This is a genomic window from Coleofasciculus sp. (assembly GCF_046565525.1).
Taxonomy (GTDB): domain Bacteria; phylum Cyanobacteriota; class Cyanobacteriia; order Cyanobacteriales; family Coleofasciculaceae; genus Coleofasciculus.
In genome coordinates, this window is sequence record NZ_JBKHUP010000032.1 from 1 (window position 1) to 24,689 (window position 24,689).

The window sequence follows — 24,689 nt, forward strand, 5'->3', positions numbered from 1 at the left end:
TTGCAACACTTGCGAATGAACCTGTTGCAGGTTTTCACTTGTTTTTCGATATGCGGTTAATCCACGGCATTGACTAGCATAAGTTGGACGCGGCGCATTAGCCGGGATGATGTATTCGCAATGGAGGGAACAAGCGTTAATTCGGCAACTACGGGAACGATACCAATCTTTTCTTTCGGCTAACGCATAGTTGTATACGCGTCGGCATTGTTCTAGCCAATCTTGAAAAATGGCAATTTGACTAGACGTTGGTTTGAGTTTGTACTCGTAGGTTAAATTCAACACTTGCATCACCTCCTACCAGGATGATACATTAACTTTTAAAAAGCGTCATGACGATTTATAAAAGCCGCCCGAAAAGGGCAAGGCTTTAAACCCAATTTTCTGGTAAGAAATCTAGCGTCATGAACTCCTTAAGCGAATGATACTGATCCTCATTAGGATTAACGGTTTTTCTCAATCAGGCATCAACCTTAAGACAGAAATACAATTCCCTCCCCAAGACGGCGGGGAGGGTTAGGGAGGGTTCAATTTAAGGTATTACTTTCTTTTTGACCTTAAATTGACACCCATGGATATATCGTCTCCTTATATTGAGGAACCAACGACGCTTACATGATTCCTAGTGCGTGCAGAACTCCTTGACCCGAAAAGTACTCGACGAATACAGCAATAATGAAGCCTAGCATGGCTAGACGACCATTCCAAATTTCGGCTTGGGGGCTGAAGCCAAATTTCCAAGCATTGCGTTGTTCGGGACTGGTGAGGGTTTCGGGTGCTGGTGTAGTGGGTTGGTTTGTCATACTCTAATTCTCCGTTTAAGTTATCTATGATTGCCTTTGTAAATAAATGTAACCTTGATTGAGGCTAATGTTATCCCTCTTAGGTGAGAAACTTCTGGATTGTTTATCTTTCGGTATCGATGTTAGTAATGCTTCATCCACCTGACTCGCGCTCAAAATTTATATTCCCCTCGCATCCCCCTTAAAAAGGGGGATCTTTTATGAAGGAAGGGTTTCAGCCTTCAGTTGACAAAGGCTTTGCGCTCCTACAGTTTCCAGTTGAGAATAGTGCCATATCTGAATTAAAACTGGATTATTTACCATCACCTTTATCTAAATCTACAGATTCCTCAGATTGGGGATGAGCTGGGGTTAATTGTGCGGTTGGAGTTAGAGGGGTAGCTAAGGCGGCGCTATTATTGTTAATGATCGCTAAACCGAAAACTAGGCAAATTGGAATTAAGCACAAGGCGAGGATTTGACGCAGTTTGCTGAGTTGTAATTTCATGTTTAATAACGGCATAATAGTCTTTAAAGGGAACAGGGGACAGGGAATAGGGAACAGGGAATAGGCGATTTAAATGCACATCAGCTTATTCTTTTTTTTGGACTAAACCTACCCTGACAAGTCTATCAAATGGTTCTGGAGCTTGCATTATGGATGCTCTTGGCGTCTGTGGAGACTCTCCAGAACTCTGAGCATACTTTCCAATAGTGGCAATAAACCCCTACAATTTCCTTCATACTAAAGACAGAAAAAAGGAAAATTTGACCCTTCGTTTCGTTGGAGGGAACCTGGTTTTGACCCTTTGCTTCTCTCAAGAGCATCAGAATCTGGACAGCTCGGCGATCATTGCGTTAATGATTCCTACTTTTGCTATATTAGGGCTTGCTGCAAAACTGCCAAACCCTTATGGATGGATCAAGGCTTTGAGTGGCATTGATATTTGCTCCTGTTCAAGGAAAAAGGGTTTAACCCTTTTATACCCTTGCACCGCTATCAGGGAAAATGTACTATGGCTCCCCCGGCTTCCCCGGCTTCCCCTGCTCCCCCGGCTTCCAGAACTCCCTACCCCCACCACCAGACTCCCTGCAGCAACCCCTATATTAGTGCGATCGCGCGATCGGTATAGTCGGGTAGACGAGGCGTTTTCCCATCTCGATCCGGAACCGCTTCTACAAAAACATCCTTATACTCCATCTGAACATTGCCAAAAATAGTCGCAAAGGCTACGTCAGCAGCATCTCGCCCTATCCCAATCCGAATGAACCCATTACAGGGGGCGAGTCTAGTAGGGTCAAACAAATACCAGCGATCGCCTAAATACGCCTCAAAATAAGCATGGAAATCTGGAGGTTCTAAATTGTAGGCATATCCAGTAACAAATCGAGCCGGAATATTTAACGCCCGACAAAAAGCAATCCCTAAATGGGCAAAATCTCGACAAACCCCCGCTCGTTCTGTTGCGGTATCATAAGCCGAGGTATGTTGATTGGTGCTACCTGACAAATAGGTGACGTTATCGTAAATCCAGTTACAGATAGCCGTAACTCGGGAATAGTCAGGAATCAAATCACCAAACTCATGCTGTGCCAGACGCATAAGCCGATCTGACTCACAGTAACGCGATGGGTAGAGGTAATGTAAGTTTTCTAATGGTAACTTAGCCGGAGGAATTTCCGCAATCGAACTGGGATCTTCATCCTGATAAGATAAATCCACAGTTGCTTGATAAGAAATCTGCAAGTCACCTGGGGATGCATTGATTCGTAGATATCGGTTTTCCATCACAGGAGTAACATACTCCTCATAATTCATGGATGGTTCTATTTGCAAGCTTTCTTGCAGGATTTTTTGATATTTTTTCTCAACAACACTGAGATTAAAAATAAGGGTGCTACTTGCTGCAACACTATAGTTTAATTTACAGCCCAGATTGAATTTCATAATCTAAAGGAGAATGAGTTTTGAGTTTTTCTCTAGTAAAGTAAATTTGCCATTATTTTGCATTTATATTAATCTTCCTTAAGTCACATTTTTTAAATCGACAATATCGAGTATAATTGCGATAAAAATAGAATTTTTATTGAAAATAACAAATTATAAATTATAAATAACCAATGGCTAATGACGATCTTAGCGTTAACCTGTGCCCACCTACTTCTTAATCTTAAGAAGCTTTATGAGTCGGCTGTTTGGCGGCTGAACCCGAAGAGCGACATTGAGGAGGCTCGGCTAACACCGCGATGATTCCCACCCTTTTGGTTTCTAGGGTGGTATCGCTAAGCAAATCAACCACCTCTACTCCCAAAATCTCCTGGATTAGCTCTCTTAATAGAGGCTTGATCGCGGCATTCAAATCCGATCGCACCTGCTGGGTTAGGGCTTCCTCTCCCTGGTTAGCGAGTAACTGCTCTGGCTGAGTAACGGCATCTTCCAGAATAAGCGTAACTCTATTGCCTTGAATACTGCTAGTTATTTGGCTCGGTTGATGCCCAAGTTGCTCACGGTACAGTGATTGTACTCCTTGGGAGAGGTTGCGTTCCAACTGCCCACGGGTCGGAAGTGCTTTTTTTGACATAGACGTAACGGACGTAACGTAGAGGACGATAGCAATGAATTAGCTCAGATGGATGCTTGGAAATTAAGCGTATCACAAAATGTCACACTCAAACTCTTGCTCGCACAGGTTGCATCTGCTCACGTCCACCAAGTCCTCTGGGAGCATTTTATGAGATGCATTAGTAGCCAAGATATGACCAATGGCGAATCACTATCTAGAGTAACAGTTGTTACAAAATCTTGACATTAGCTTTGTTAACCTAAGTAACAACCCCGAAAAAGGAAGCAAAATGCCGTGGGATCATCGGTTTGTATTCAGATTATCGAGGGAAATCCCCATTTGCGATCGCTGCTAGGTTGGCACTTGCAGCAGGCGGACTATTGGGTTTATCAATCCGCCACCCTCTATCAAGCCAGAGAGACATTCTACAATCGCCAACCCACTCTCGTCATTCTCGACTCTGACTTGCCCGATGGCGATGGAGTAGAGTTTTGCCGCTGGATTCAGCAGCAGCGACGTTCGTTAATTTTAATGCTGTCTGCCCGTAATCACGAAGCCGATATTGTCCAAGGGTTAAAAGCCGGTGCTGATGATTATCTGACTAAACCCTTTGGGATGCAGGAATTTCTGGCAAGAGTTGAGGCGCTGATTCGACGCATCCGGATGACGGCTGTACCAATGACGCTGGAATATGGTGATCTCAAAATTGATTTAGTCCAGCGCCGGGTTTGTTACCAAGGGGAGTTTGTTGATTTAACGCCTCAGGAATTTAGTTTGCTCTACGTCTTAACCCAAGCTGAAGGACTACCATTGAGTCGTTCTGAATTACTACGTCGGGCGTGGCCCGATGCTATTGACAATCCCCGTACTATTGATACCCATGTCCTCTCGTTGCGTAAAAAAATTGAAACTGATCCCCGACAACCGAGTTTAATTCAAACGGTACGGAATGTCGGTTATCGGTTTAATCCAGACATGCTGGAGAGGAGCCAATCAACTGTAGGAGGACAAGAGAATAATTATCCGACTTCTCGATCCAATGCCGCACCCGTAGCCGCGAGTACAGCTTGGGGGCAATAGTTCCAGGTGCAGGGGAAGCAATGTAGAGACGCGATGCAAGAAGCGTCTGGGAGTTAAGTGTTGCACTAACTCAGGGCGGGTTTTGAACAAAACAAATGTTATTATCAATAGCTTGCGCGAAATCCTTAAACCCGCCCCTACAACTCACGCGCCATGCCTTATGCGCCAAGTGAAGGGTCAAAACTCCTCTACCCCCCACTCTTGAGCCGCTTGCGCTTGGGCTTTTACTAAGGAATCTCGTAACAGGTTCCAGTCCATATTAGTCGCTGATGTATCTTGCATGAGCTGACCTGTCTGTAAATACAATATCCGATTACAGAAGAGTTTAGCCATGTCTAACTGATGATTAACCATTAAAACGGTAATCTGATCCTGATCCGCCATGTCAGCCAAGACACCCAGAACATGAGAGGCTGTCCCCGCATCGAGGGCGGATGTGGGTTCATCCAGTAAGATAATTTGGGGTTGACAAATTAAAGCCCGCGCGATCGCAACCAGTTGTCGCTGTCCGACTGAAAGTTGTAATTCGGTGCGTTCCAGCCAATTTTCTGGGATGTGAAGCCGTTCCCCATAGGTTTGAATCCGTTGTGCGATCGCGGATTTTCCTAGCTGCTGTAACACCAATGGATAAGCCAGCGCCTCCCGTACCGTCATTCCCAATAATTTTGGTTCTTGGGGAACCAGCATAATTTGCCGTCGTAACTGAAGCACAGGAATAGTCTGAATCTCTTGATTATCCAGATAAATCTTACCGCTAGTTGGCTCACTCAATCGGTTCAACAGCCGCAGCAGTGAACTTTTGCCTGCACCAGACGGACCAATTAAGGTTATGCGATCGCCTTTAGCTACCTCAAAAGAAATATCACCCAGAATAGTGGTTCCTGGAATCGCCCCTTTAGCTGATGTGACAAAACTCACTTGCTTCAGTTGGAGTTGAGCAACCGTCGGGGATAATGAATAATCATATACCATGGGCGAGTTCATTCTTAACTAGAGGTACAGTCTCATGGTTACAAAATAGCGAAGGTGAAAGCCCCCGTATTTCAATCGGGGGATGAAACCGAGCGATGCGTCCTTTTGCAGCAACTTTAGTTGCGAGTCATTTCATCCTGATAGCACTTAACCAATAATGTAGTATAATACCAACAAACATTGCAAGAAATCGAAGCAAGTGTTTAACCTAATTTACGAGTTTAAGTTAAAACCAACTGGCGCTCAAATAGCCACTTTTGAGGAGTGGCTAGAACAATGTCGTCGAGTGTATAACTACGCTCTAAGTGAGCGAAAAGATTGGGTGAACTCTTGTAAATGTCCGATAAATGCTTGCTCGATTAAAAGCGAGTACATCATACCTGCCGACAGAAAAGCACCCACCTATTCCAGCCAGTGTGGAAGTCTCACCCAAGCTAAAAAGAATATCCCTGAACTCAAGAAAGTACACTCACAAGTGCTACAACAAACCCTTAAACGTTTGCAATTGGCATTCGAGGGAATGTGGAAGAATGGGAGAGGCTTTCCACGGTACAAGAAAGCAGGTCGGATGCGGTCATTCGTATTTCCCAGCTTGAGCAATCAACCCATTGAAGGGAGTCATGTTAGGCTACCCAAGATGGGATTAGTCAAATTCAAGCAATCCCGTTCAATACCTGAAGATGCAGTCATCAAACAGGCGCGGGTTGTGAGACGGGCATCCGGCTGGTATGTACAACTAACCCTGCAATGGAAAGTAGATGTACCGGAAATCAATCCATCGGGTACGTCAATAGGAATAGATGTCGGTATCAGCCATTTTGCCGCCGTGTCTAATGGGCGATTGTTCCCCAATCCACAACCGTTTAAGCGACTAGAACGCAAGCTTAAATCGCTGCAACGAAAAGTAACTAATAAGCGGTTCGGGTCAAACAATCGCGCCAAGGCACAAGCCAAGGTGAGCCGACTACATGAGCGGATAGCCAACACCCGAAAAAATTACCACTGGGAGTTAGCCCATAACCTCTGTGATTGGGCGGAAATGATATTTGCCGAACAACTCAACCTGAAGGCTCTCTCGCGGGGATTCCTCTCCAAACACTGCCTAGATGCAGGTTGGGGGCAGTTTCTGGATATCCTTTCCCAATGTTGTTTCAAGCGAGGGGTGTACTTCCAGAAAGTACCCGCAGCGGGAACCAGTCAGACCTGTCCCAAGTGCCTAAAAGAGACAGGCAGAAAGAAACTCTCACAGCGGGTACACAAATGTCAGTTTTGTGGGTACACCTGCGATAGAGATGTAGCAGCCGCCAAGGTAGTAGAAATTAGAGGATTGCAAGCCGTGGGACACACGGTGGGTAAGCTTTCTGAGGGTAAAGGTCACGTCCTGGAAGACGCTAAACTCTGCCTCCCTACGACGGAAGAATCACCCACGCTTTCAGCCGGGTGAGTGTCAACTATTGTTCTCCTGATTCGTCTACTTCTCTGACGTTTCCCACATTTACGGTAGTTTCTGCCCGGGCAATCACATCTTTAGCTAACCTTTCACTAAATCCCACCGTAAACGCGATCGCAAAATAAAATAATTCCTCTTTTCTACCTGTAGCATTGGTTGGGTTCGTATCTAGGGGAACAAGTCCAGAACTAATCAAGGCATACATAAAAACACCAAATGATGCTCCAATTACTGGCTTAAATGCCCCGATTAAAAATGGAATGATTGGATCGAGAATTTCTCGAAACTCTACATCAAATTCCTTAAGTCTAATTAAAATACTGACCACACTCCCCAACGCTCCAGATGCCCCAACCACAAACACTCGGAAAATAACTTGAGAATCTTCTGGAGATAAAGAAATATTTTCCAAACCAAAGGGCAAGGTTATGGTTAATTGGTTAGCCGCTTGATTTTGTTCCTTCATTAATTGAAGTTGATCCTTGACATCATCTAGCGATGCCAAGGTTGATTCAATCGTGCTGATTCTTTCTTCCAGCGTTTGACCGCTTTCCCCAGCAACTGAGCTTAACGCTCTTTGTGGAGCCTCCATACCTGCTAAGGTTTGTTCTATTTCCCTGCGTTCATTGCTAATTTTCTCCAAGGATTGACTAACTTGGGCTATTTCTGAAGTTTGAGTTCCATAATTCAAAAAATAAACAGAAGAAACCAGCGCAATAATCCCCGCCAACGAAAAAGGGAAACACAGTCCGATGATTACTTTGGTTGGTACTGAATCTAAATAGTAAATATCGATAAAAGTATTATAAATTGATCGTCTTAGTATGATAAAAAATGATTCGTGTCTCCGTAACGAGCGCAACAGTCTCAGGCGGGTTCGTTTTACCAGAGAAATACTAGCTTTGCCATCCACAACAAATTTAATCGCTGGAATTAAAACATCAATGATACTGGTAAGTTCAAGAACTCTTGGTTCATGTCCTTTGTCAACTTGCTTCTTTTTTATACTCAGTCTTTCAAGCCTCTGAATAAAGACTAAAATACTAGAAATTTCGTCAAGAATTTCTTGGCGAGCCTTTGGCAATTTATCAATATTTGTTTCTTTATTGACTAATTCATTAACTAATTGCATAATTTCTTGCTTTTTGATAGCGAAATTATGCATATAGTCTTGAGTTGAATTCATTCTAGGCTTCCCGATACATCATCGTTCCCAGGCAGAGCCTCCCTTAATTTTCAAGGGAGCAAACCTTGACTAAAAACCGTCCAAATTGTCCAACCATCTACGAGTAATAACAATAGCGTCAATCCTAGCAAAATTAGATACATCCAAGGTTGTGCCAATGGACGAATATCGGTGGTATCGATACCTGTATAAGTTTCTACTAATTTAACTAACCGAGCAAATCCCACCACACGCATGGGTAGTAAATACGCCTGAGCCGATGACTGACTCACAAAATAGTAAACCAATCCTCCTTGTCCCGTCGTCCGCATTTTTAAATCTTTAACATCCGCCCAAGGTAACTCCCAACCCTTACGGAAAAAGCGGGGAACCCATTTCGGATAAGTCACCTGAATTTTCTCATCATCCACAATTACTCGTTCACTCAACGCCCCATAAAGCGCTAATAACCCCAAACCAATTCCTCCCCACAACAATGCTGACGGTACAGATGCCGAAGACACTTGAGCTAAAAAGGGTAGAGGTACAGTGAGCGCCACGTATAGACTCAAAAGAGTGATCCGAATTAAGGGAGAAAGGCGAAACGTGGACGGACTAGGCGGAGTTTGTTGTTCTAATTTTGATAGAGTTTCAATGTTTGATGACATAGGTTTAAATTTGTCTTTATTTCCAAATTTCACAAGCTAAATCAACCAGCATTTATAGCTTATTATTGTATTGTACTGGCATATCTGGCATATATTCTCTGATATACTTCTCGAATCTTGAAGGATTGTAAGGGCTACTCGATTTTTTAGTAGATACTCTTGCTCTGCCCTCTGGTATGTGCCGAAGCCTTTCGGCATCACTCCAATCATCGGTAGTCTGGACTAACATTTCAACTACTTGTTTAGGTTCTTGGGAAGGAAGTCTAGGCAATCTGGGGAGTTTCAAGTAAAGACGAGGAATATCTTCTGTGTTAAAGAGACGAAACTTTGCACAATAATTATTAGTATTTGTTCCATAATAAATAATTTTATTATCGTTTTTGTCGGAAATTTCTTGTATGTCCTGGTCAAGATCAATAATTCTCTGACCAATATTCAAAATTATTGTTGTTATTTCTTGCTCAGGACATTGTTTTAATATACGCTTAAGTTCCTTAAGAGAATTATTTTCAGATTTGGAATTCATTTTTTCTTATTTCACCAGTTCTTTCTTTTATCATAAGGATGAGATAAATGGATAGGGGTGCAAGCTTTCATCTGTGTCAACTTAAGGTGAAAAGCTTTTCCCTATGAGATTTTGAATCTCGTCCCCAATTTATTAAGCCACCTAACTAAAGCCGTTCGAGTTCCTTGTTCCCTCCCCTTTATAAGGGGAGGGTTAGGGAGGGGTCTGTCTCGATGTATTGGGGATTTTTCATCTTAACTTGACACCAATGTAAGCCTTGCGCCCCGGAGAGCGTTTTCCAAGTCCATGTGTACATCCCATCTTTTCCAATACTGCTCGGATAAGTTCTAAGTTAATTTTTTCTTCCCCAGCTTCCCCAGCTCCCCCAGCTCCCCCTGCTTCCCCTGCTTCCCCAACTCCCTCAGCTCTCCCCATCTTCCCTATCTCCCTTCCGGTGTCCACACAACATCCTTCCCTTGTCCCCAAAATCCGTCATATTTCGTCACCCGCACATCCCCTAAAACCTTCGTTTGACAAGCTAAACGACGATTAGCTGTGGGAGAATGGGGAGGCAGAGAACGTCTCGCCTTATCCTTCCAGTTCGCTTCTGAAACCTCCCCTTCTACCTCAACCGCACAAGTACCACAACTACCAATTCCCATACAGTTGATAATTTGGGCATTGCCGTTGTAAAGCGCTACACCATTCGCCAGTAAAACTTTGCGTAAATTACTGCCTGGGTCACATGTAAATGTTTTTCCTTGAGCTGTTACTTTAGGCATTGATGATTTATCTATCTTAGTTACTACAGCTTTCTCTTTCTAGTTTACATTTCTTTACAATTTACACAACCATCCTCACTTATGACTTCCCAAACCCCCACCCCCATCTGGATTTACGACACAACGCTGCGGGACGGTTCCCAGCGTGAAGGACTTTCCTTATCCATCGAAGACAAACTCCGCATCGCCCGCCAACTCGACCAATTAGGGATTCCTTTCATCGAAGGCGGTTGGCCCGGTGCTAATCCTAAAGACGTGCAATTTTTCTGGCGACTCAAAGAGGAACCCCTAATCCAAGCAGAAATTGTCGCCTTTTGCTCAACGCGACGCCCTCATAAAGCGGCAGCTGATGATCCGATGCTACAAGCTATTTTGGCAGCAGGGACACATTGGGTCACCATCTTTGGTAAGTCTTGGGATCTCCATGTCACTGAAGGGTTGGGTACTACCCTCGACGAAAACCTGGCAATGATCCGCGACACCATAGAATATCTCCGCAGTCAAGGGCGGCGAGTGATTTATGATGCCGAACATTGGTTTGATGGGTATAAAAATAACCCAGATTACGCCCTGAAAACCCTGAAAGCTGCTATGGATGCGGGGGCTGAATGGTTAGTCTTTTGCGACACCAATGGCGGGACTTTACCTCATGAAATTGGTTCCATTGTCCGAGATGTCATCGAAAGCCTAGAACTTAAGACTCAGACGCGCCATGGCGCGTCTCTACATTCACCTCAATTGGGCATTCACACCCACAATGACTCCGATACCGCCGTGGCTAATGCTTTGATGAGTGTGGTGGAAGGCGTCTGTATGGTTCAGGGAACTATGAACGGCTATGGCGAACGCTGTGGTAATGCTAATCTGTGTTCCTTAATTCCTAACTTACAGCTCAAGCTAGGGTATCACTGTATTCAAGAGGAACAATTAGCCACATTGACTCAAGTGAGTCGTTTAATTAGTGAAGTCGTCAACTTAGCTCCCGATGACCATGCTGCATTTGTGGGTCGGTCGGCGTTTGCCCATAAAGGCGGGATTCACGTTTCCGCCGTCGAACGAAATCCACTCACCTACGAACATATCCCACCCGAACAGGTGGGGAATCAGCGGCGGATTGTAATTTCTGAGCAATCCGGACTCAGTAACGTTTTGGCAAAAGCCAAGAGTTTTGGACATGAACTCCACAAACAAGACGCCGCCTGTCGCCAAATCTTGGGACGCCTGAAAGAGTTAGAAAATGAGGGCTATCAATTTGAAGCCGCCGAAGCCAGTTTTGATTTACTGATGCGAGATGCCCTAGGACAGAAGCAGCAGCACTTTGACCTGAAAGGGTTTCAGGTTCACAGTGACATGCTCCAAGGTATCGGTACACCTTACAGTAATGCTATGGCGACGATTAAAGTCACGGTTAATGGTGAGGATATTTTAGAAGTGGCGGAAGGCAATGGACCCGTGTCAGCACTGGATGCCGCATTACGGAAAGCGCTGGTGCGATTCTATCCAGAGATAGGAACGTTTTACCTGACCGACTATAAAGTGCGGATTCTAGATGGTGCGGCTGGCACATCAGCGAAAACTCGCGTGCTGGTGGAATCGAGTAATGGCAAGCAGCGCTGGACGACAGTGGGTGTTTCCGCCAATATCCTAGAAGCGTCTTATCAAGCGGTGGTTGAGGGGATTGAATATGGTCTGTTGTTACAGTCTGCCGTGAAGACAGCGGTTGAACAGAACGTGTGAACTATAAGAGAATCTAAGCCAACTGACTTAGATTCTCTTAACCCATAAAGAAAGTCCTAAGCTTTATAGCGACAGCTATAATTTTTTCTTACCCAGCTCCCTCAGCTTCCCCAGCTTCCCCAGCTTCCCCAGCTCCCCCAGCTTCCCCAGCTTCCCCAGCTTCCCCAGCTTCCCCAGCTCCCCCAGCTCCCCCAGCTCCCCCAGCTCCCCCAGCTCCCCCAGCTTCCCTTAACGGCAGCAATTCCAGGCGCAATGGTAGTGATTACCGTACATTTTCCCAAAAGGGCTTGCGGAAATGCCCTCGGATGAGTTAGAAAGGTATAGTAATGCTTCCTTGCCGAGCGCCAACTCTACGAACCGGCAAAATTTAAAACAGGAAGCGTTTTTTAGATCCAAGCATTTGCAAAAGTTACTTCGAGAAAATTGAGAGTATGACTCAGCAAGTTACTCACCCCATGGTGAAGATGCAGCGTCAGGTGCGTTCACTCGTGGAATCCAAGATTATCAAATCTAGCGATAGTATATGGAAAATCGCCCTGCTTTATGGCGACGAGTGGTCGTTCTGGAAAAAGGAACTCATAGAATTTGGCTTCACCATGCAAGATCCAATTGGTGACTTACTCGCCGTGGAAGCATGGGATGAAGAATAGAGATCCTGATGCCTTACAGATAAGAGCGATTACGCCAGCCAACCCTCTAGTGACAGGCGGCTAAAGCTGCTGCGAGTTCTTTCGCCGTTTGGTAGCGATCGCCAACTTTGAGTTGACACACCCGGTCGATTACTTCCCGTAATGGGGGAGCGATCGTGGGTGCTTTGGACAAGTCAAACCCATAGCCTAAACTACGGCGGCGATAAAATTTAAGCGGAGTCATCCCGGTTAACAGAAAAATCAGGGTTGGACCAATGGCATAGAGATCGGATTGAGTGACTGGAGTCCCTCGGTCTTGTTCTGGGGCGCTATACCCTTCAGCACCAATTCGAGTTCCTGGCATTGTCCCGATCTCTTTGACGGCGCCAAAATCAAGAACAACAATGCTGTTGTCTCGATGACGCACCATTAGATTCGCGGGTTTAATATCCCGATGGATCAATGGCGGATCGCTCGAATGAATATAGTCAAGAACATGACAGGTTTGAATCATCCAGTCAATGGCTTGATCTGGAGTGACAGGTCCTGCCATCAAAATCCGTTGCTCCAAATCTTGTCCGTGGATGAGCGACATAGCTAAATATTTTTTACCCCCTTCCATAAAAAAGTCGTAATACTGGGGAATTCCGTCATGATGTAAAGCTTTTAGGGCACGCGCCTCTCGCTCAAACAGTTCTTGGGCTTTGGCAATTTGTGCCATATCGGCATTCATTTCCTTGAGGACGAGTAACGTTGGGCCTCCCTCAATTTTGCCTGTACTATCCCAGGCGAGATAGGTTGTCCCCATTCCCCCCTGTCCCAGGGTTCGTAACACTTGATAGTGGCGGATGACCCGTTGTACGGGGACTAAGGGTTGACCACAGTGAATACAAAATAAATTACCGGGAGGATTGCCCGGGTGAGTGCAAGACAGTTTAGAGTTAGGCGTTGGAGAGACTAAGCCAGAACTTGGCACAGAAACCGGGTTAAGTTCAAATTTGAGCATCGGTCCTTCTCGAGCCAGCCGAATCAGGGCTTGATTCGGTATCATTTCTCGTGACACCAAGACTCCATTGAGAAACGTGCCGTTGGTTCCCTGATTAACCAACTGCCATTTATGTCCAGATCGGGCGGGGGTGACTCTCAGTTCTAGGTGATGCCGAGACACTAACGGATTGTTGAGAATCACGTCATTATCTGGCGATCGACCAATACGAATTGTAGACTGGTTGTGGAATTTCCACTGTTGTAATGGAGTGGATGCCTGCGGATGTATAAGGGTCAGCGTGACCATAGTCCTCAGTTTTTTGTTCTTAACTCAGGGCTTGTCTCAACGTATTCGCGGGAGTCCCTTGAGCCAAGATCTGGCTCTTGCCACCCGGTTTGGTATTGGTGGTTTACTATTCAGACTGATTACTGGTACTGGTTGCATAAGAGATAATCTAATCCTTTATTAAAGTTAGTCGCTCCCGTCCTTTACGGGGACTGGGATTCCTATGAGTCCTTGATGAACCCACCGATGCACCTCTTTTTTTAGTAACTTGTGTAGTTCGCTTACATTTCTGGAAGCTAAGGCTTACCTCGCTGTCTACACCATCAGTCTTTTTCCTCTAATTCAGTTGTGTCATATCATGTCCGGTAGCATCGGACATAAATTGTGTTAGCTAAGTTTAAAATTGTAAAGACTTTCAATCCCTTACTTTTTCCTGTGTTCCCTGTTAAGAGTTCCCTGTTCCCCAAAATGATGTGCAGATAGGCATAAGATGCGTCTCTACACCAGGGGGAAACACGGGAAGAAAACCATCAAGAGATTTGGGTACATCGGTTGATTTTAACTAACTAATCACAGATGACCAACTTCCTATCACCAACTCCGTTGCTGAAAATTAGGTCGCACTTTTACTCGGATGAGTATCGCGGTGATGTTGTCATGACCATTTTGCTCATTGGCTAGGTCAACTAACTGTAGGATACCCTGCTCAAGGTTAGCGCGAGAACTGAGCAAAGGAGCGAGGTGGGTCTGCCAGTGATTCTCTATTAGTTCATTATCCGACAAACCATCGGAACACAAAATGAATAAGGTATCCTCATTGAGTTCCAAAAAGTTAATGTCAGGATTGACAAACTGGTCACTGCGTGGTCCTAGGGCTTGAGTGAGCTGATAGGCATCGGGGCGAGAATAAGCGATCGCCTCTTCGACGCCGCGTTTAATTTCCCGTTGACCGACTTCATGGTCTACGGTGAGTTGCTCTAAACCGCCTTTGCGGGTTAATCGATAGAGACGGCTATCACCCACATGAGCGATCGCGACTTTGGTATTCTGAACCAACATCATTGCCAAGGTAGTCCCCATGCGACCACTGCCTGAGCGAGCATTTTGTTGGTTGACATCATAAATCTCCTGATTGGTTAGGCGAACAGCTTCGCGAATAGTCTCTTGTGTGGGTAACTCTTCCTGCCAATGGTCTTGAAAATACGCCTCCAGCTTCTCCACCGCCATGGAACTAGCAACTTCTCCGGCTGCATGTCCACCCATTCCATCACAGAGAATATAAAGACCACGAGCGTCTAAGGTTCGACCAATGGGGGTTTCGTGCTTTTTAATCTGTGCTTGAATGCCAAAGCAGTCTTCATTGTGATCCCGTTGGCGACCAATATCCGTGCAACCAACATCGTCAAGGCTGAGTAATTGCATCGGTAGCACAACCGTAGGACCCCCATCGTCATAGGTACCAACCGTGTCTCCTAGGGGCATTCCCAGCAAACTCATCGCCTCTTCAGATGTATGATCAGCCATATCTAAGGTAACCGTCGTTGCTTGTTCTTCTTGTGCCTCTTCTTCGGCGTGAGCGATCGCTTCTAACTCAGATCGCAATTGGTCAATCGTGGTAATTTCTTCGGTACACATCTGCCGGAACACCGTCCCCAATGAGGTCAGTTGAGTCCGTTGCGACTGGTTAAATAACAGCCGCCACATTTGCCCCAAATCCTCTAACGTGGGCGGTTCATCTTCGGGATCATGGTAGAGGCGGGCTAACCCCAACACCTGGTCTTCATCAACTCGTAAATTGTTAATTTCCAATAGACTTTGGCAACAATTCCAAGATTCAAGTGCCTGCCAAAGTCTTGCCATTTCATCGAGCCAGTACAATAGCTGTAACGTAGATAACTCTTCACTCCCCCACAAATCACTAAGGAGTTGCCATCCTGAGCGATCTTGGATCAACATCACTGCCTGATTATCCTGCTGCCACGCATCATGAACCTCTGGCACAGTGGGATAATGACTTTGTTTCAAGGCTAAATAGGGTTGTGCGATCGCCGGAATTCCCAAAATTGACGAGGATGGGGACGGAAATTCCCCAGATTGTTGTTCCAGTAGGGCTTCCAGAAGTGATTTCTGAAAGGGCTGGCAGTCCAAAACTTGGACAGACGTTTCTGAGCCGACTGGGATATTTGCTAGAGTGTCGCGATTTAGGGGTTCTATGAGTCGGTAACGTTGTTGAACATCCAGATAGGTGATCGAGTAAGTATTGTAGGAAGAACTTGCCTCAGACGTTGCCGTCGATGATGCTTCGCTTAGATTTGGCTCTAACTTATTCGTCTGTGATGTTGCTGGGATCTCTTGATCGGGTTCAACCGTTGATTTTGCCATCAAGGTAGAACTCTTTGCCGTTTCTGGCTGATCCATTTCCTGCGCCAGAGTATCAAAATCGGTTTTGGGAGCACAGGGAATTTCTCCGGATGTCGGTTCACTCTCCTGGGTTTGTGTAAGTTGAGCTGATGACTCCAGATCCGCGTTGCTAGCGATTGGCTCAGCATCGGCTGAGGAACCCTCTAAATCATCGGTTGAGGTGACGCCATACTCCGGCTCTTTGGCAATAATTGCCCACCAAACCGTTCCTGTAAACGCACCACAATTATGGCAAGTTTCAGCATTAACAGGAACTTGGGTGTCACATTCTGAACACACTTTATGGATCAAGGAAGTTCCACATCGCTGACAAAACTTGTGAGTATTCGGGTTTTCAAAATGACACTGGGGACAAATTAACATAACGGAACTTCCTCAATTCCTATCAGGTTTCTAAGGCTTTACTATGAGCTAGCTGCCATCTAGTTTGCCACGCCAGAATCCAAGGTTGCAGCTTTTAAGGGGGTTGTTTATCCAGTGTAAAGGCGCAGGGAAGCAGTATTGACAAGGGAGTTAAATCAAAACTCACACCTCAAAACTCAAAACTTCCCCTGTTCACCAGTTTTTGGAGACAGACAAGTTCAGTGGGCGTCAGATCACGCCACTGACCCGGTTGCAACCCAGAAAGACGCAGGTGCGCGATCGCCACTCGTACTAGTCGTAGGGTGGGAAATCCCACGGCTGCGGTCATACGCCGTACCTGACGGTTACGCCCTTCGGTCAAGGTGATTTCTAACCAGCAGGTGGGTACAGTTTTCCGAAAGCGAATCGGGGGATCGCGAGGTGGTAGAGCGGGTTCTTTTCGTAATCGCTGCACTTGAGCTTTTCTTGTACGGTAATCTTTAATCACTACACCCTGGCGCAACTGATTCAAGGCAGCTTCATCGGGAATATGTTCCACTTGCACCCAATAGGTACGGGGATGTCGAAAGCGGGGGTTAGAGAGTCGGTGCTGCAAGCGTCCATCATTGGTCAACAAGAGCAATCCCTCGCTGTCTCGGTCAAGGCGTCCGACGGGGTAAACCGACGACACCGGAATGTAGTCTTTGAGAGTTCGACGAGGACTCTCCTCCCTATCCGTAAACTGACTTAAGACATCGTAGGGTTTGTAGAACAAAAGGTATCGATACACATCTTCAATCTTAACCGTTGTCAGTTGGAAGCTTCATCTTGGGACAGGGGTAAATAATCATTAAACCGTTGCTGGTCATAGAAGTAAAGCGTGCGAATTGGGTAAGGAATATTAATGTCGGCGCGATCAAAGGCTTTTTTTATAGCAATAATGGCTCGGGTTTGCACCTGACGTACTCGTTGCTGCTGGGGCAATGTCCAGTAGCGGACGACGAAATCGATGGAACTATCGCCAAAGCTGACTAAATCGATTTCTGGTGTTGGATTGGACAATACACCCTCCACCTGAGTAATGGTTTCCTCTAGGAGTTGAGCTGCTTCAGACAAGGGAGTGTTGTAGTCAACTCCAACACCTAAATCCGTTCGTCGCTGTCCGTAAGCTGTTCTGACTTGCACCGCACTGGTAAATACCGTTGCATTCGGTAGGAGAACTCGTTCGCCTTGATAGGTACGAATTTGGGTGGTACGGATGTCAATCTTCTCCACCGTTCCTTCATAGTTTTCAATAATCACCTGATCGTTGATGCGAAACGGTTCTTGCACCAGTAACAGCACCCCAGCTAAAAAGTTTTTGAAGATATCTTGAAAGGCAAAACCAACGGCGACTGAACCCAACCCCAGCGCCGCGATAATGTCACCAAGCCGCAAGCCAGGGAAGGCGATAACACTAGCGGCTAAAACGCCAACCACCCACGTTGCTACATAACTCATTTTCGCCAGCAGCAGTTGCAGCGATTGGCTGCGGATTGTACGCTCTCCTATCTTAGCGGTAACTTGCTGGATACCATCGGCGCTGTAGCGAGTCAACAGGACAATGATCACTCCGCCGATAAGTCCGGGCAAAACCTCAATGGTCGAGCCAAGGAGATTGAGTAAACTGGATTGGATTTGTTGAATGAGACTGTTCACAAGTCGATCACTAAAGGTTTAGACTGACTGATAAAGATCTTCGCCGCGAAAGTTTCCCACCTGTGTAATGGGTCAAGACGTCACTAGTCAGGATAAAATCGGCGACTAGTCGGTACGACGACGGAGGACGGAACCAGGAAATTCTCCTGCTTGAGTTCACCGGAGTAAAGAAGCTGAACAAAGCCTCTACATCCCTCATCCTTTCACAACGAGTCTGTGCCGGGTGAGAAAATTTCTCGAAAATTCAGCTAAAATGCTGACATAACCTGGCTGAATCTAGCTTATTATTCTGGCACAAGCCAAGGATGTTTCCGGGGGAGTGGGTATTGTCCCTCTTTGCGGATGTCTTACCTGAGAGTACATTGTAGGTAACACGTACTGCCAGACAAAGCGGCTTGAGGACAAGCCTCGTTTGAGGAAATCTGAAAGGTGGCTTAGATATAACTTTATGCAAATTCAAGCCCGGTGTTACCCACAACGCTATTGAAAAAGGCTCTCTTGTCATTCTATTTGCCACCTTAATTCGTTCATTAACCTTCTCGTGAAAGTTTAAAAACCTATGGAACCTTTTTGGTCATTGATTTTGGCACTGTGTTTATTCGGCGGCGGCTACGGCATCGGTTCCGCCAAAGTTATCAATCAGGGCAATCAAGCTATAGTTGAACGTTTGGGGAAATATAAGAGGACTTTACAGCCTGGACCGAGTGTGGTTTTGCTTTTTTTGGAACGTATTGCCGTGGAGGAAACCACCCGTGAACAAGTTTTAGACACCGAACCCCAGCAGGCAATCACGAAAGATAATATTTCTGTGGAAGTCGATGCGGTGGTGTACTGGAGAATAAACAACCTCTATAAAGCCTACTACGATGTTGAAGATGTAAAAGAAGCAATTACAAATTTAGTGATTACGACATTACGGTCTGAAATTGGCAGAATGGATTTAGATGAAACCTATTCATCCCGCTCCGAGATCAATAAGCATTTGTCAGTTCATCTCAAAGAGGCTGCCGATAGCTGGGGGGTAGAGATTATCCGCGTGGAAGTCCAAGAAATTAAACCTCCCCAGACAGTGTTAAACTCCTTGGAGAAGGAACGGGCAGCAGAAAGCCAGAAAAAAGCGGCGATTTACGAGGCAGAAGGAGAGAGAGAAGCCGCTATCGCTCAGGCAGAAGGGACGGTGAAATCCCTCGAGATGATCTCAAAAGCGCTGCTAGAAAAGCCTAACAGTCAGGAAGTGCTAAAGTATTTGATTGCCACTCGTTATGTGGAAGCTAACGAGAAGTTGAGTGAAAGTAGCAACTCCAAAATTGTGTTCATGGACCCCAAAGCCTTGACTGAAGCGATGACTGATTTAATGGAAATTCCGGAATTACCAATTAAGAGGGATGGCGGAAATGGCTCGAATTAAGCCTTCGGATCAGTAATTCAAAAGATATTTCGGAATCTGACCTTCACGACATCTGTGACGGAATAAAATGGGGAAAATGGGGAAGGTAAAGTTTTGTGTAGGAGCTGTTTTCACTATTATCGTTTATTACCTCCCCAAGATACAACTCGCGCCCGCCCTGAGTTGGTGCAAAAATTCACTCAAAACTCCCCTATCCCCTTCATCTGTGTGGTCAACACAGGCGTTCCGTCAGAACATCTCTACTGATGCTTGACTTTTGTCACCGTAATCAGGTTACGTCAGCCGAATCTCTAGTCAGCTTCATCCTCCTCAGATGTCGGAGTATTCATCTCTTCTTTAAAACCTTTAAGAGTTTTTCCTAATGCGCGACCCATGTCTGGAATCTTCTTGGGACCGAAAATTACTAGCGCGACAATCCCGATAATCGCTACTTCGGGCCATCCTAATCCAAACATACTCGTCTGCTCCTGTAGACTCTGTTTACCTATCATATATAGCCAGAGACTATCTTGTGGAAACGGTTATTTGGTGGAGATGGGTCTTTTCGCAATACCAAAGGGATGAGAAGCTGATATCCTATACCTACCCCCCTATCCTGATGGGTTGAGCGTTAACGTTTAAGATTCAAAGAATGTCAGTAACCACCAAGCCTTCCCTGCGAGAGCAACAACACCCCCTGATTTGCCAATTAGCCGACTGTATTGAAGCCAATTGGCGGCGTTACCTGGATTTGTCGCCCTATCAGCTTCCCGCCGAGTTAGGCTATGTTGAAGGACGCCTAGAGGGTGAGAAACTCGCGATTGAAAACCGTTGTTATCAGACGCCACAGTTTCGCAAACTGCATTTGGAATTGGCAAAAGTGGGAACAATGCTCGATATTCTCCACTGTGTCATGTTTCCCCGTCCAGAGTACAATCTACCCATGTTTGGCTGCGATTTAGTCGGCGGACGAGGGAAAATCAGTGCTGCGATCGCAGACATCTCTCCGGTGAATGCTAAACGTATCTTACCCGACGCCTATCGTCAACCGTTACAGGCTTTACCAACTCCTCATTTCCAAGACGTCCGTGATTTGCCAGAGTGGGGCGACATTTTTTCGGAATTTTGCATTTTTATTCGACCCAATAATCCTCAAGAGGAACAGCAATTTTTATCGCGAGTAGAGAATTTTCTGCAAATTCATTGTACTCATGCAACTAATGCTACACCCGTTTCGGCTGAAGACCAAGCAGAAATTGTAGCCGGTCAGCATTATTATTGCACCAAACAGCAGAAAAATGATAAAACCCGTCGTGTGCTAGAAAAAGCCTTTGGCGCGGATTGGGCAGATCATTACATGACTACCGTATTGTTTGACTTACCATCTGGGTGATTTGTCATTTGTTGATTGGGAAACCTCTTCCCCTACTTCTAGAGGTTCCACGCCTTACGTCTCTACTCCCCCGGCTCCTGGAGCTTCCCCATCTTCCCCATCCCATTAGACGTGGCTTACTCCTAGCGTCTATAACTGAAGGAGGGGGTGCGAATTCAGAAATCAATCCTATTTATATTAGGAAGATATGGGGCATAAACCAGGGATGGATGAAGGACTATTTTCTAAACCGATAACTCGTTGGGCGATCGCTCTGGCTGTTGGCGGAACCCTCGCGACTGGAGTCGCGGCTGTTTACAGCCTCAATCGGGTTCAACTCCGTACAACTCAATCACACCCGCAGCCAGTGGCTGCACCCGCTATCGAAGCGGTAACCGCCTTAGGACGCTTAGAACCCGATGGAGAAGTTATCATTATATCCGCTCCGACATCCTTGGAGGGTGCCAATGTAGTGAAAGCATTACTCGTCTCGGAAGGCGATCGCGTGCGGGAAAATCAAGTCATGGCGATTATGGATAACCGCGATCGCTTGCAAGCGGCTGTAGATCTTGCCAAAAGAAAAGTTGAAATTGCCCAAGCGAACCTGGAGCAAGTGAAAGCGGGTGCCAAAGCGGGCGCAATTCAAGCCCAAGAGGAAACAATTAATCGCCTTGAAAAAGAATTAGAGGGAGAAAAAAAAGCCCAACAGAGCAAAATTAATCGCTTAGAAACTCAACTGAGAGAAACCACCAAAGCTCAAGAAGCCACAATTCAAGCTCAACAAGCTACCGTTAAAGCTCAAGAATCTACGATTAGACGACTAGAGGCAGAAAAACGCAACGCTGATAACGACTTTGCCCGCTACCAGCAGTTAGCCGAAGATGGTGCAATTTCTACCTCAGAATTAGAAAGCCGCCGCTTAAGGGTAGAAACTGCCCTAGAACGCCTCAGTGAGGCACAAGAGAACCTCGCTCAACAACAGGCGAATCTTATTCAAGCCGAAGCGAACCAAGCTCAAACTATCGCTAATCTTAACGAACAGCTCGAAGAAGGTAGAGTCAACCGGAACAAAACTATCGCCGTTCTCGAAGCTCAGATTAAAGAAGAAGAAGCCCGTCTAGAAGAAATTAAAGAAATTCGTCCGGTTGATATAAAAAAAGCCGAAGCTGAAGTTGAAAGTACACTAGCCGCTGTTGAACAAGCTCAAGCTGATTTAGATTCCTTAGCTTACGTGCGTGCCCCAGAAGATGGTCAGATTTTAGATATAAATACCCGGGCTGGAGAAACCATTAAGGAAGGGGAAGGAATTGTCGAACTGGGAAAAACAGACGAGATGAGAGTAGTTGCAGAAGTCTACGAAAGCGATATTAGCAAAGTACGTCTCGGACAGCGTGTTGCCATTCGTAGTGAAAGCAAGGCATTTGAGGGCAAACTTCAAGGAAATGTTAGCCAAATTGGACGGAAAATCGGCAAAAAAGATATTCTCGATACCGATCCGGCTGCTGATGTTGATGCTAGAGTCGTGGAAGTAAACATTCGTCTACCGCCAGAAGATAGCCAAAAAGTTGCCGGATTAACAAACTCAAAAGTTATCGTAGAAATCTTGCTTGAATCAGAGTCTAATTAATTTAAAACTATGTCCGACTAGCGAAGCGAAAAATTAAGTCGGGGTGGATTTAGTTACATCTGGTGTTAGGTAAGAAATGATAATAGTAAAATCCTCCACTACAGACGCGCAATGGCAGATCTTTACAATCAAAACTCAAAACTTATAGCAGTAGACACATCGATTAGGACAGACACACTGGTTGAGTTCCACGCCTTACGTCTCAACCCGTCCTATGTGTCCTAACATCCTTTGCGGTTGCTATAAATGAAAATCCCTCTTGCGTGGTTACAACTGAGTCGCGAAAAAATACGATTACTGGTCGCGATCGCTGGAATTAGCTTTGCTGATATTTTAATGTTTATGCAGCTTGGTTTCCGCGATGCCTTGTTTGAGAGTAATGTGACCTTGCATAAAAACTTAAAAGGTGACATTTTTCTAATTAGCCCTCAGTCCACATCAACTATCGCGATGAAAAGCTTTCCTCAGCGACGATTATATCAAGCCTTGGGTTTTGAGGGTGTCCAGTCAATTAGTCCACTCTATATGGATTTTGGTTTATGGAAAAATCCGCAAACTCGAGCAACTCGCGCCATTATGGTTTTGGGATTTAATCCAGCTAATCCAGTATTAGATCTACCTGATGTTAACCAAAATTTGCATAAGATAAAAATAGAAAATGGGGTTTTATTTGATGACACATCTAGACCAGAATATGGTTCAATTGCTCAACTATTTCGTCAAAACGAAGAGGTAACTACAGAAGTAGAAGAACGTCGCATCCGGGTGGTAGGATTATTTAGTTTAGGCGCTTCCTTTGCTGCCGATGGAAATATTGTCACAAGTGATCTCAATTTTTTGCGGATTTTTCCACGACGAAATAAGGGACTAATTGATATTGGTATAGTTCAATTACAACCCGGAGCAAATATCCAAAATATTTTAACTGACATGAGACAGGAATTTCCTGATGATGTCACAATTTTGTCCAAGCAAGAATTTATCGATTTTGAAAAAAATTACTGGCAAACCAGTACGGCGATCGGTTTTATCTTTAGCTTGGGTATAGTGATGGGCTTTGTTGTTGGTACAGTAATTGTTTATCAAATTCTTTATACCGATGTTTCCGATCATTTACCCGAATATGCCACACTCAAGGCGATGGGTTATACCGATCGCTATTTATTGATGGTGGTTTTCCAAGAAGCGCTTATTCTGGCTATTTTAGGATATATTCCCGGAATGGTAATTGCTTCGGGATTGTATGGTTTAACAAAAGCGGCAACTCGTCTACCGATGATGATGACTTTGACTAAAACTATAACTATTCTAATTTTGACAATTATTATGTGTTGTGTATCGGGGGCGATTGCCGTGCGGAAACTCAAAGCCGCCGATCCTGCTGATATTTTTTAGAGGAGTGGATAAGGCAGATGGCAGATGGCTCCAAGGAAAGAGTACCCAAGCTAAAAAGGGGATTACAACAGCGAATTTGGCATGAATTATGAATTCTAACGTATTACTTCAATCTCCTGTCGTATCGATTAAAAATCTCAATCACTACTTTGGTAAAGGTTCTCTACGTAAACAAATCCTCTTTAATATCCATCTAGAACTCTTACCCGGAGAAATTGTATTAATGACAGGTCCTTCGGGTTCGGGTAAGACAACCTTATTAACACTAATTGGGGGCTTACGTTCACCTCAATCAGGTTATGTTCAAGTCTTAGGGAAGGAACTCGTCGGTGCGACAGAAGAAAAACTGGTGCAAGTGCGCCGCCAGATTGGTTATATCTTTCAATCTCATAATTTGCTCAAAAGTCTGACGGCTTGCCAAAACGTGCAAATGTCGGTGGAACTTCACCCCGATATTTCTCCTACTGAGGCGGTAGCGAAGTCAACAGCGATACTAACCACAGTTGGTTTAGCCAATCATCTTAATTACTACCCCGATAACCTTTCTGGTGGACAAAAACAGCGGGTTGCGATCGCGCGGGCGTTAGTGAGTCATCCTCAATTAGTTCTAGCCGACGAACCCACAGCTGCTCTGGATAGTCAATCAGGACGTAATGTGGTGGAAATAATGCAACAGTTGGCAAAAGAACAAGGATGCACCATTCTACTCGTGACCCACGATAACCGAATTCTGGATATTGCCGATCGGATTATTCATATCGAAGATGGACATATTCACAGAAGTCATAAGTCATAATTCATAAGTAATACATTATAAATAGCATCAGTTACTTCGGTTAA

The 24,689-nt window shown here is 45.2% G+C and carries 26 protein-coding genes; 9 read left to right on the top strand and 17 right to left on the bottom strand.

Annotated features, from left to right (window positions below):
* From ACLGGO_RS13360 to ACLGGO_RS13380, 5 genes are all read right to left on the bottom strand, one after another.
* Positions 1-285, bottom strand: a 285-nt coding sequence (locus tag ACLGGO_RS13360) for a helix-turn-helix domain-containing protein (RefSeq protein ID WP_446419687.1), incomplete at its 3' end; no start/stop codon positions are given.
* 326 nt (positions 286-611) lie between these two features.
* Positions 612-803 (bottom strand): chlorophyll a/b-binding protein, encoded by a 192-nt coding sequence (locus ACLGGO_RS13365; RefSeq protein WP_446359791.1) that lies wholly within the window; start codon positions 801-803, stop codon positions 612-614.
* Positions 804-1,095: 292 nt separating this feature from the next.
* Positions 1,096-1,290, bottom strand: a complete 195-nt coding sequence (locus ACLGGO_RS13370; RefSeq protein WP_446419688.1) for a hypothetical protein — start codon at positions 1,288-1,290, stop codon at positions 1,096-1,098.
* 594 nt (positions 1,291-1,884) lie between these two features.
* Entirely contained in the window at positions 1,885-2,730 is an 846-nt protein-coding gene (locus tag ACLGGO_RS13375; RefSeq protein WP_446419689.1) for a transglutaminase-like domain-containing protein, read from the bottom strand.
* A 223-nt stretch (positions 2,731-2,953) separates the two neighbouring features.
* Positions 2,954-3,364, bottom strand: a complete 411-nt coding sequence (locus tag ACLGGO_RS13380; protein WP_446419690.1) for a DUF2294 domain-containing protein — start codon at positions 3,362-3,364, stop codon at positions 2,954-2,956.
* A gap of 276 nt (positions 3,365-3,640) precedes the next feature.
* On the opposite strand from ACLGGO_RS13380, the gene ACLGGO_RS13385 reads away from it, so the two are divergent.
* Positions 3,641-4,426 carry a response regulator transcription factor gene (locus ACLGGO_RS13385; protein WP_446335392.1) on the top strand — a complete coding sequence of 262 codons (786 nt, stop codon included), beginning with the start codon at positions 3,641-3,643 and terminating at the stop codon, positions 4,424-4,426.
* 177 nt (positions 4,427-4,603) lie between these two features.
* Here ACLGGO_RS13385 and ACLGGO_RS13390 read toward each other — a convergent pair whose 3' ends face one another.
* Complete coding sequence (locus tag ACLGGO_RS13390; protein WP_446335393.1) at positions 4,604-5,398, bottom strand: ABC transporter ATP-binding protein; 795 nt, start codon at positions 5,396-5,398, stop codon at positions 4,604-4,606.
* A gap of 199 nt (positions 5,399-5,597) precedes the next feature.
* Between ACLGGO_RS13390 and ACLGGO_RS13395 the strand changes: the two genes are divergently transcribed.
* Entirely contained in the window at positions 5,598-6,842 is a 1,245-nt protein-coding gene (locus tag ACLGGO_RS13395) for an RNA-guided endonuclease InsQ/TnpB family protein (protein ID WP_446419691.1), read from the top strand.
* A 7-nt stretch (positions 6,843-6,849) separates the two neighbouring features.
* Here the strand turns inward: ACLGGO_RS13395 and ACLGGO_RS13400 are convergent, their stop codons facing one another.
* The 5 genes from ACLGGO_RS13400 to ACLGGO_RS13420 form a co-directional block, all read right to left on the bottom strand.
* On the bottom strand, positions 6,850-8,034 hold the full coding sequence (locus ACLGGO_RS13400; RefSeq protein WP_446419692.1) for a hypothetical protein: 1,185 nt from the start codon (positions 8,032-8,034) through the stop codon (positions 6,850-6,852).
* A 50-nt stretch (positions 8,035-8,084) separates the two neighbouring features.
* A complete protein-coding gene (locus tag ACLGGO_RS13405) occupies positions 8,085-8,681 on the bottom strand; it encodes a hypothetical protein (protein ID WP_446335396.1) in 597 nt (198 codons plus the stop codon).
* 52 nt (positions 8,682-8,733) lie between these two features.
* Complete coding sequence (locus tag ACLGGO_RS13410; RefSeq protein ID WP_446419693.1) at positions 8,734-9,207, bottom strand: hypothetical protein; 474 nt, start codon at positions 9,205-9,207, stop codon at positions 8,734-8,736.
* Between the two features lie 228 nt (positions 9,208-9,435).
* Positions 9,436-9,621, bottom strand: a complete 186-nt coding sequence (locus tag ACLGGO_RS13415; protein ID WP_446419694.1) for a hypothetical protein — start codon at positions 9,619-9,621, stop codon at positions 9,436-9,438.
* Positions 9,622-9,626: 5 nt separating this feature from the next.
* Positions 9,627-9,968 (bottom strand): 2Fe-2S iron-sulfur cluster-binding protein, encoded by a 342-nt coding sequence (locus ACLGGO_RS13420; protein WP_446419695.1) that lies wholly within the window; start codon positions 9,966-9,968, stop codon positions 9,627-9,629.
* Between the two features lie 81 nt (positions 9,969-10,049).
* On the opposite strand from ACLGGO_RS13420, the gene cimA reads away from it, so the two are divergent.
* Entirely contained in the window at positions 10,050-11,705 is a 1,656-nt protein-coding gene (gene cimA / locus ACLGGO_RS13425) for a citramalate synthase (RefSeq protein WP_446419696.1), read from the top strand.
* Positions 11,706-11,793: 88 nt separating this feature from the next.
* On the opposite strand, the gene ACLGGO_RS13430 is transcribed toward cimA, so the two are convergent.
* Positions 11,794-11,958, bottom strand: a complete 165-nt coding sequence (locus ACLGGO_RS13430; RefSeq protein ID WP_446419697.1) for a hypothetical protein — start codon at positions 11,956-11,958, stop codon at positions 11,794-11,796.
* A 178-nt stretch (positions 11,959-12,136) separates the two neighbouring features.
* On the opposite strand from ACLGGO_RS13430, the gene ACLGGO_RS13435 reads away from it, so the two are divergent.
* Positions 12,137-12,355, top strand: a complete 219-nt coding sequence (locus tag ACLGGO_RS13435; RefSeq protein WP_446419698.1) for a DUF4327 family protein — start codon at positions 12,137-12,139, stop codon at positions 12,353-12,355.
* A 46-nt stretch (positions 12,356-12,401) separates the two neighbouring features.
* Here the strand turns inward: ACLGGO_RS13435 and ACLGGO_RS13440 are convergent, their stop codons facing one another.
* From ACLGGO_RS13440 to ACLGGO_RS13455, 4 genes are all read right to left on the bottom strand, one after another.
* Positions 12,402-13,628 carry a protein kinase domain-containing protein gene (locus ACLGGO_RS13440; protein WP_446335400.1) on the bottom strand — a complete coding sequence of 409 codons (1,227 nt, stop codon included), beginning with the start codon at positions 13,626-13,628 and terminating at the stop codon, positions 12,402-12,404.
* Between the two features lie 570 nt (positions 13,629-14,198).
* Positions 14,199-16,391: a serine/threonine phosphatase gene (locus ACLGGO_RS13445; RefSeq protein WP_446335401.1), complete on the bottom strand. Its 2,193-nt coding sequence runs from the start codon at positions 16,389-16,391 to the stop codon at positions 14,199-14,201.
* A gap of 169 nt (positions 16,392-16,560) precedes the next feature.
* Positions 16,561-17,160: a pseudouridine synthase gene (locus ACLGGO_RS13450; RefSeq protein ID WP_446335402.1), complete on the bottom strand. Its 600-nt coding sequence runs from the start codon at positions 17,158-17,160 to the stop codon at positions 16,561-16,563.
* A 20-nt stretch (positions 17,161-17,180) separates the two neighbouring features.
* Positions 17,181-18,068, bottom strand: a complete 888-nt coding sequence (locus ACLGGO_RS13455; protein WP_446419699.1) for a mechanosensitive ion channel family protein — start codon at positions 18,066-18,068, stop codon at positions 17,181-17,183.
* A gap of 559 nt (positions 18,069-18,627) precedes the next feature.
* On the opposite strand from ACLGGO_RS13455, the gene ACLGGO_RS13460 reads away from it, so the two are divergent.
* Positions 18,628-19,476 carry an SPFH domain-containing protein gene (locus ACLGGO_RS13460; protein WP_446419700.1) on the top strand — a complete coding sequence of 283 codons (849 nt, stop codon included), beginning with the start codon at positions 18,628-18,630 and terminating at the stop codon, positions 19,474-19,476.
* Between the two features lie 290 nt (positions 19,477-19,766).
* On the opposite strand, the gene tatA is transcribed toward ACLGGO_RS13460, so the two are convergent.
* Positions 19,767-19,931, bottom strand: a complete 165-nt coding sequence (gene tatA, locus ACLGGO_RS13465) for a twin-arginine translocase TatA/TatE family subunit (protein WP_446335438.1) — start codon at positions 19,929-19,931, stop codon at positions 19,767-19,769.
* Between the two features lie 176 nt (positions 19,932-20,107).
* On the opposite strand from tatA, the gene ACLGGO_RS13470 reads away from it, so the two are divergent.
* The 4 genes from ACLGGO_RS13470 (at position 20,108) to ACLGGO_RS13485 (ending at position 24,645) form a co-directional block, all read left to right on the top strand.
* Entirely contained in the window at positions 20,108-20,848 is a 741-nt protein-coding gene (locus tag ACLGGO_RS13470; RefSeq protein WP_446419701.1) for a phycocyanobilin:ferredoxin oxidoreductase, read from the top strand.
* A gap of 187 nt (positions 20,849-21,035) precedes the next feature.
* Positions 21,036-22,454, top strand: coding sequence for an HlyD family efflux transporter periplasmic adaptor subunit (locus ACLGGO_RS13475; RefSeq protein ID WP_446419702.1), 1,419 nt, complete (start codon positions 21,036-21,038; stop codon positions 22,452-22,454).
* A 246-nt stretch (positions 22,455-22,700) separates the two neighbouring features.
* Positions 22,701-23,849: an ABC transporter permease DevC gene (devC, locus tag ACLGGO_RS13480; protein ID WP_446419703.1), complete on the top strand. Its 1,149-nt coding sequence runs from the start codon at positions 22,701-22,703 to the stop codon at positions 23,847-23,849.
* Positions 23,850-23,937: 88 nt separating this feature from the next.
* Complete coding sequence (locus ACLGGO_RS13485) at positions 23,938-24,645, top strand: DevA family ABC transporter ATP-binding protein (protein ID WP_446335408.1); 708 nt, start codon at positions 23,938-23,940, stop codon at positions 24,643-24,645.
* Positions 24,646-24,689: the final 44 nt, after the last annotated feature.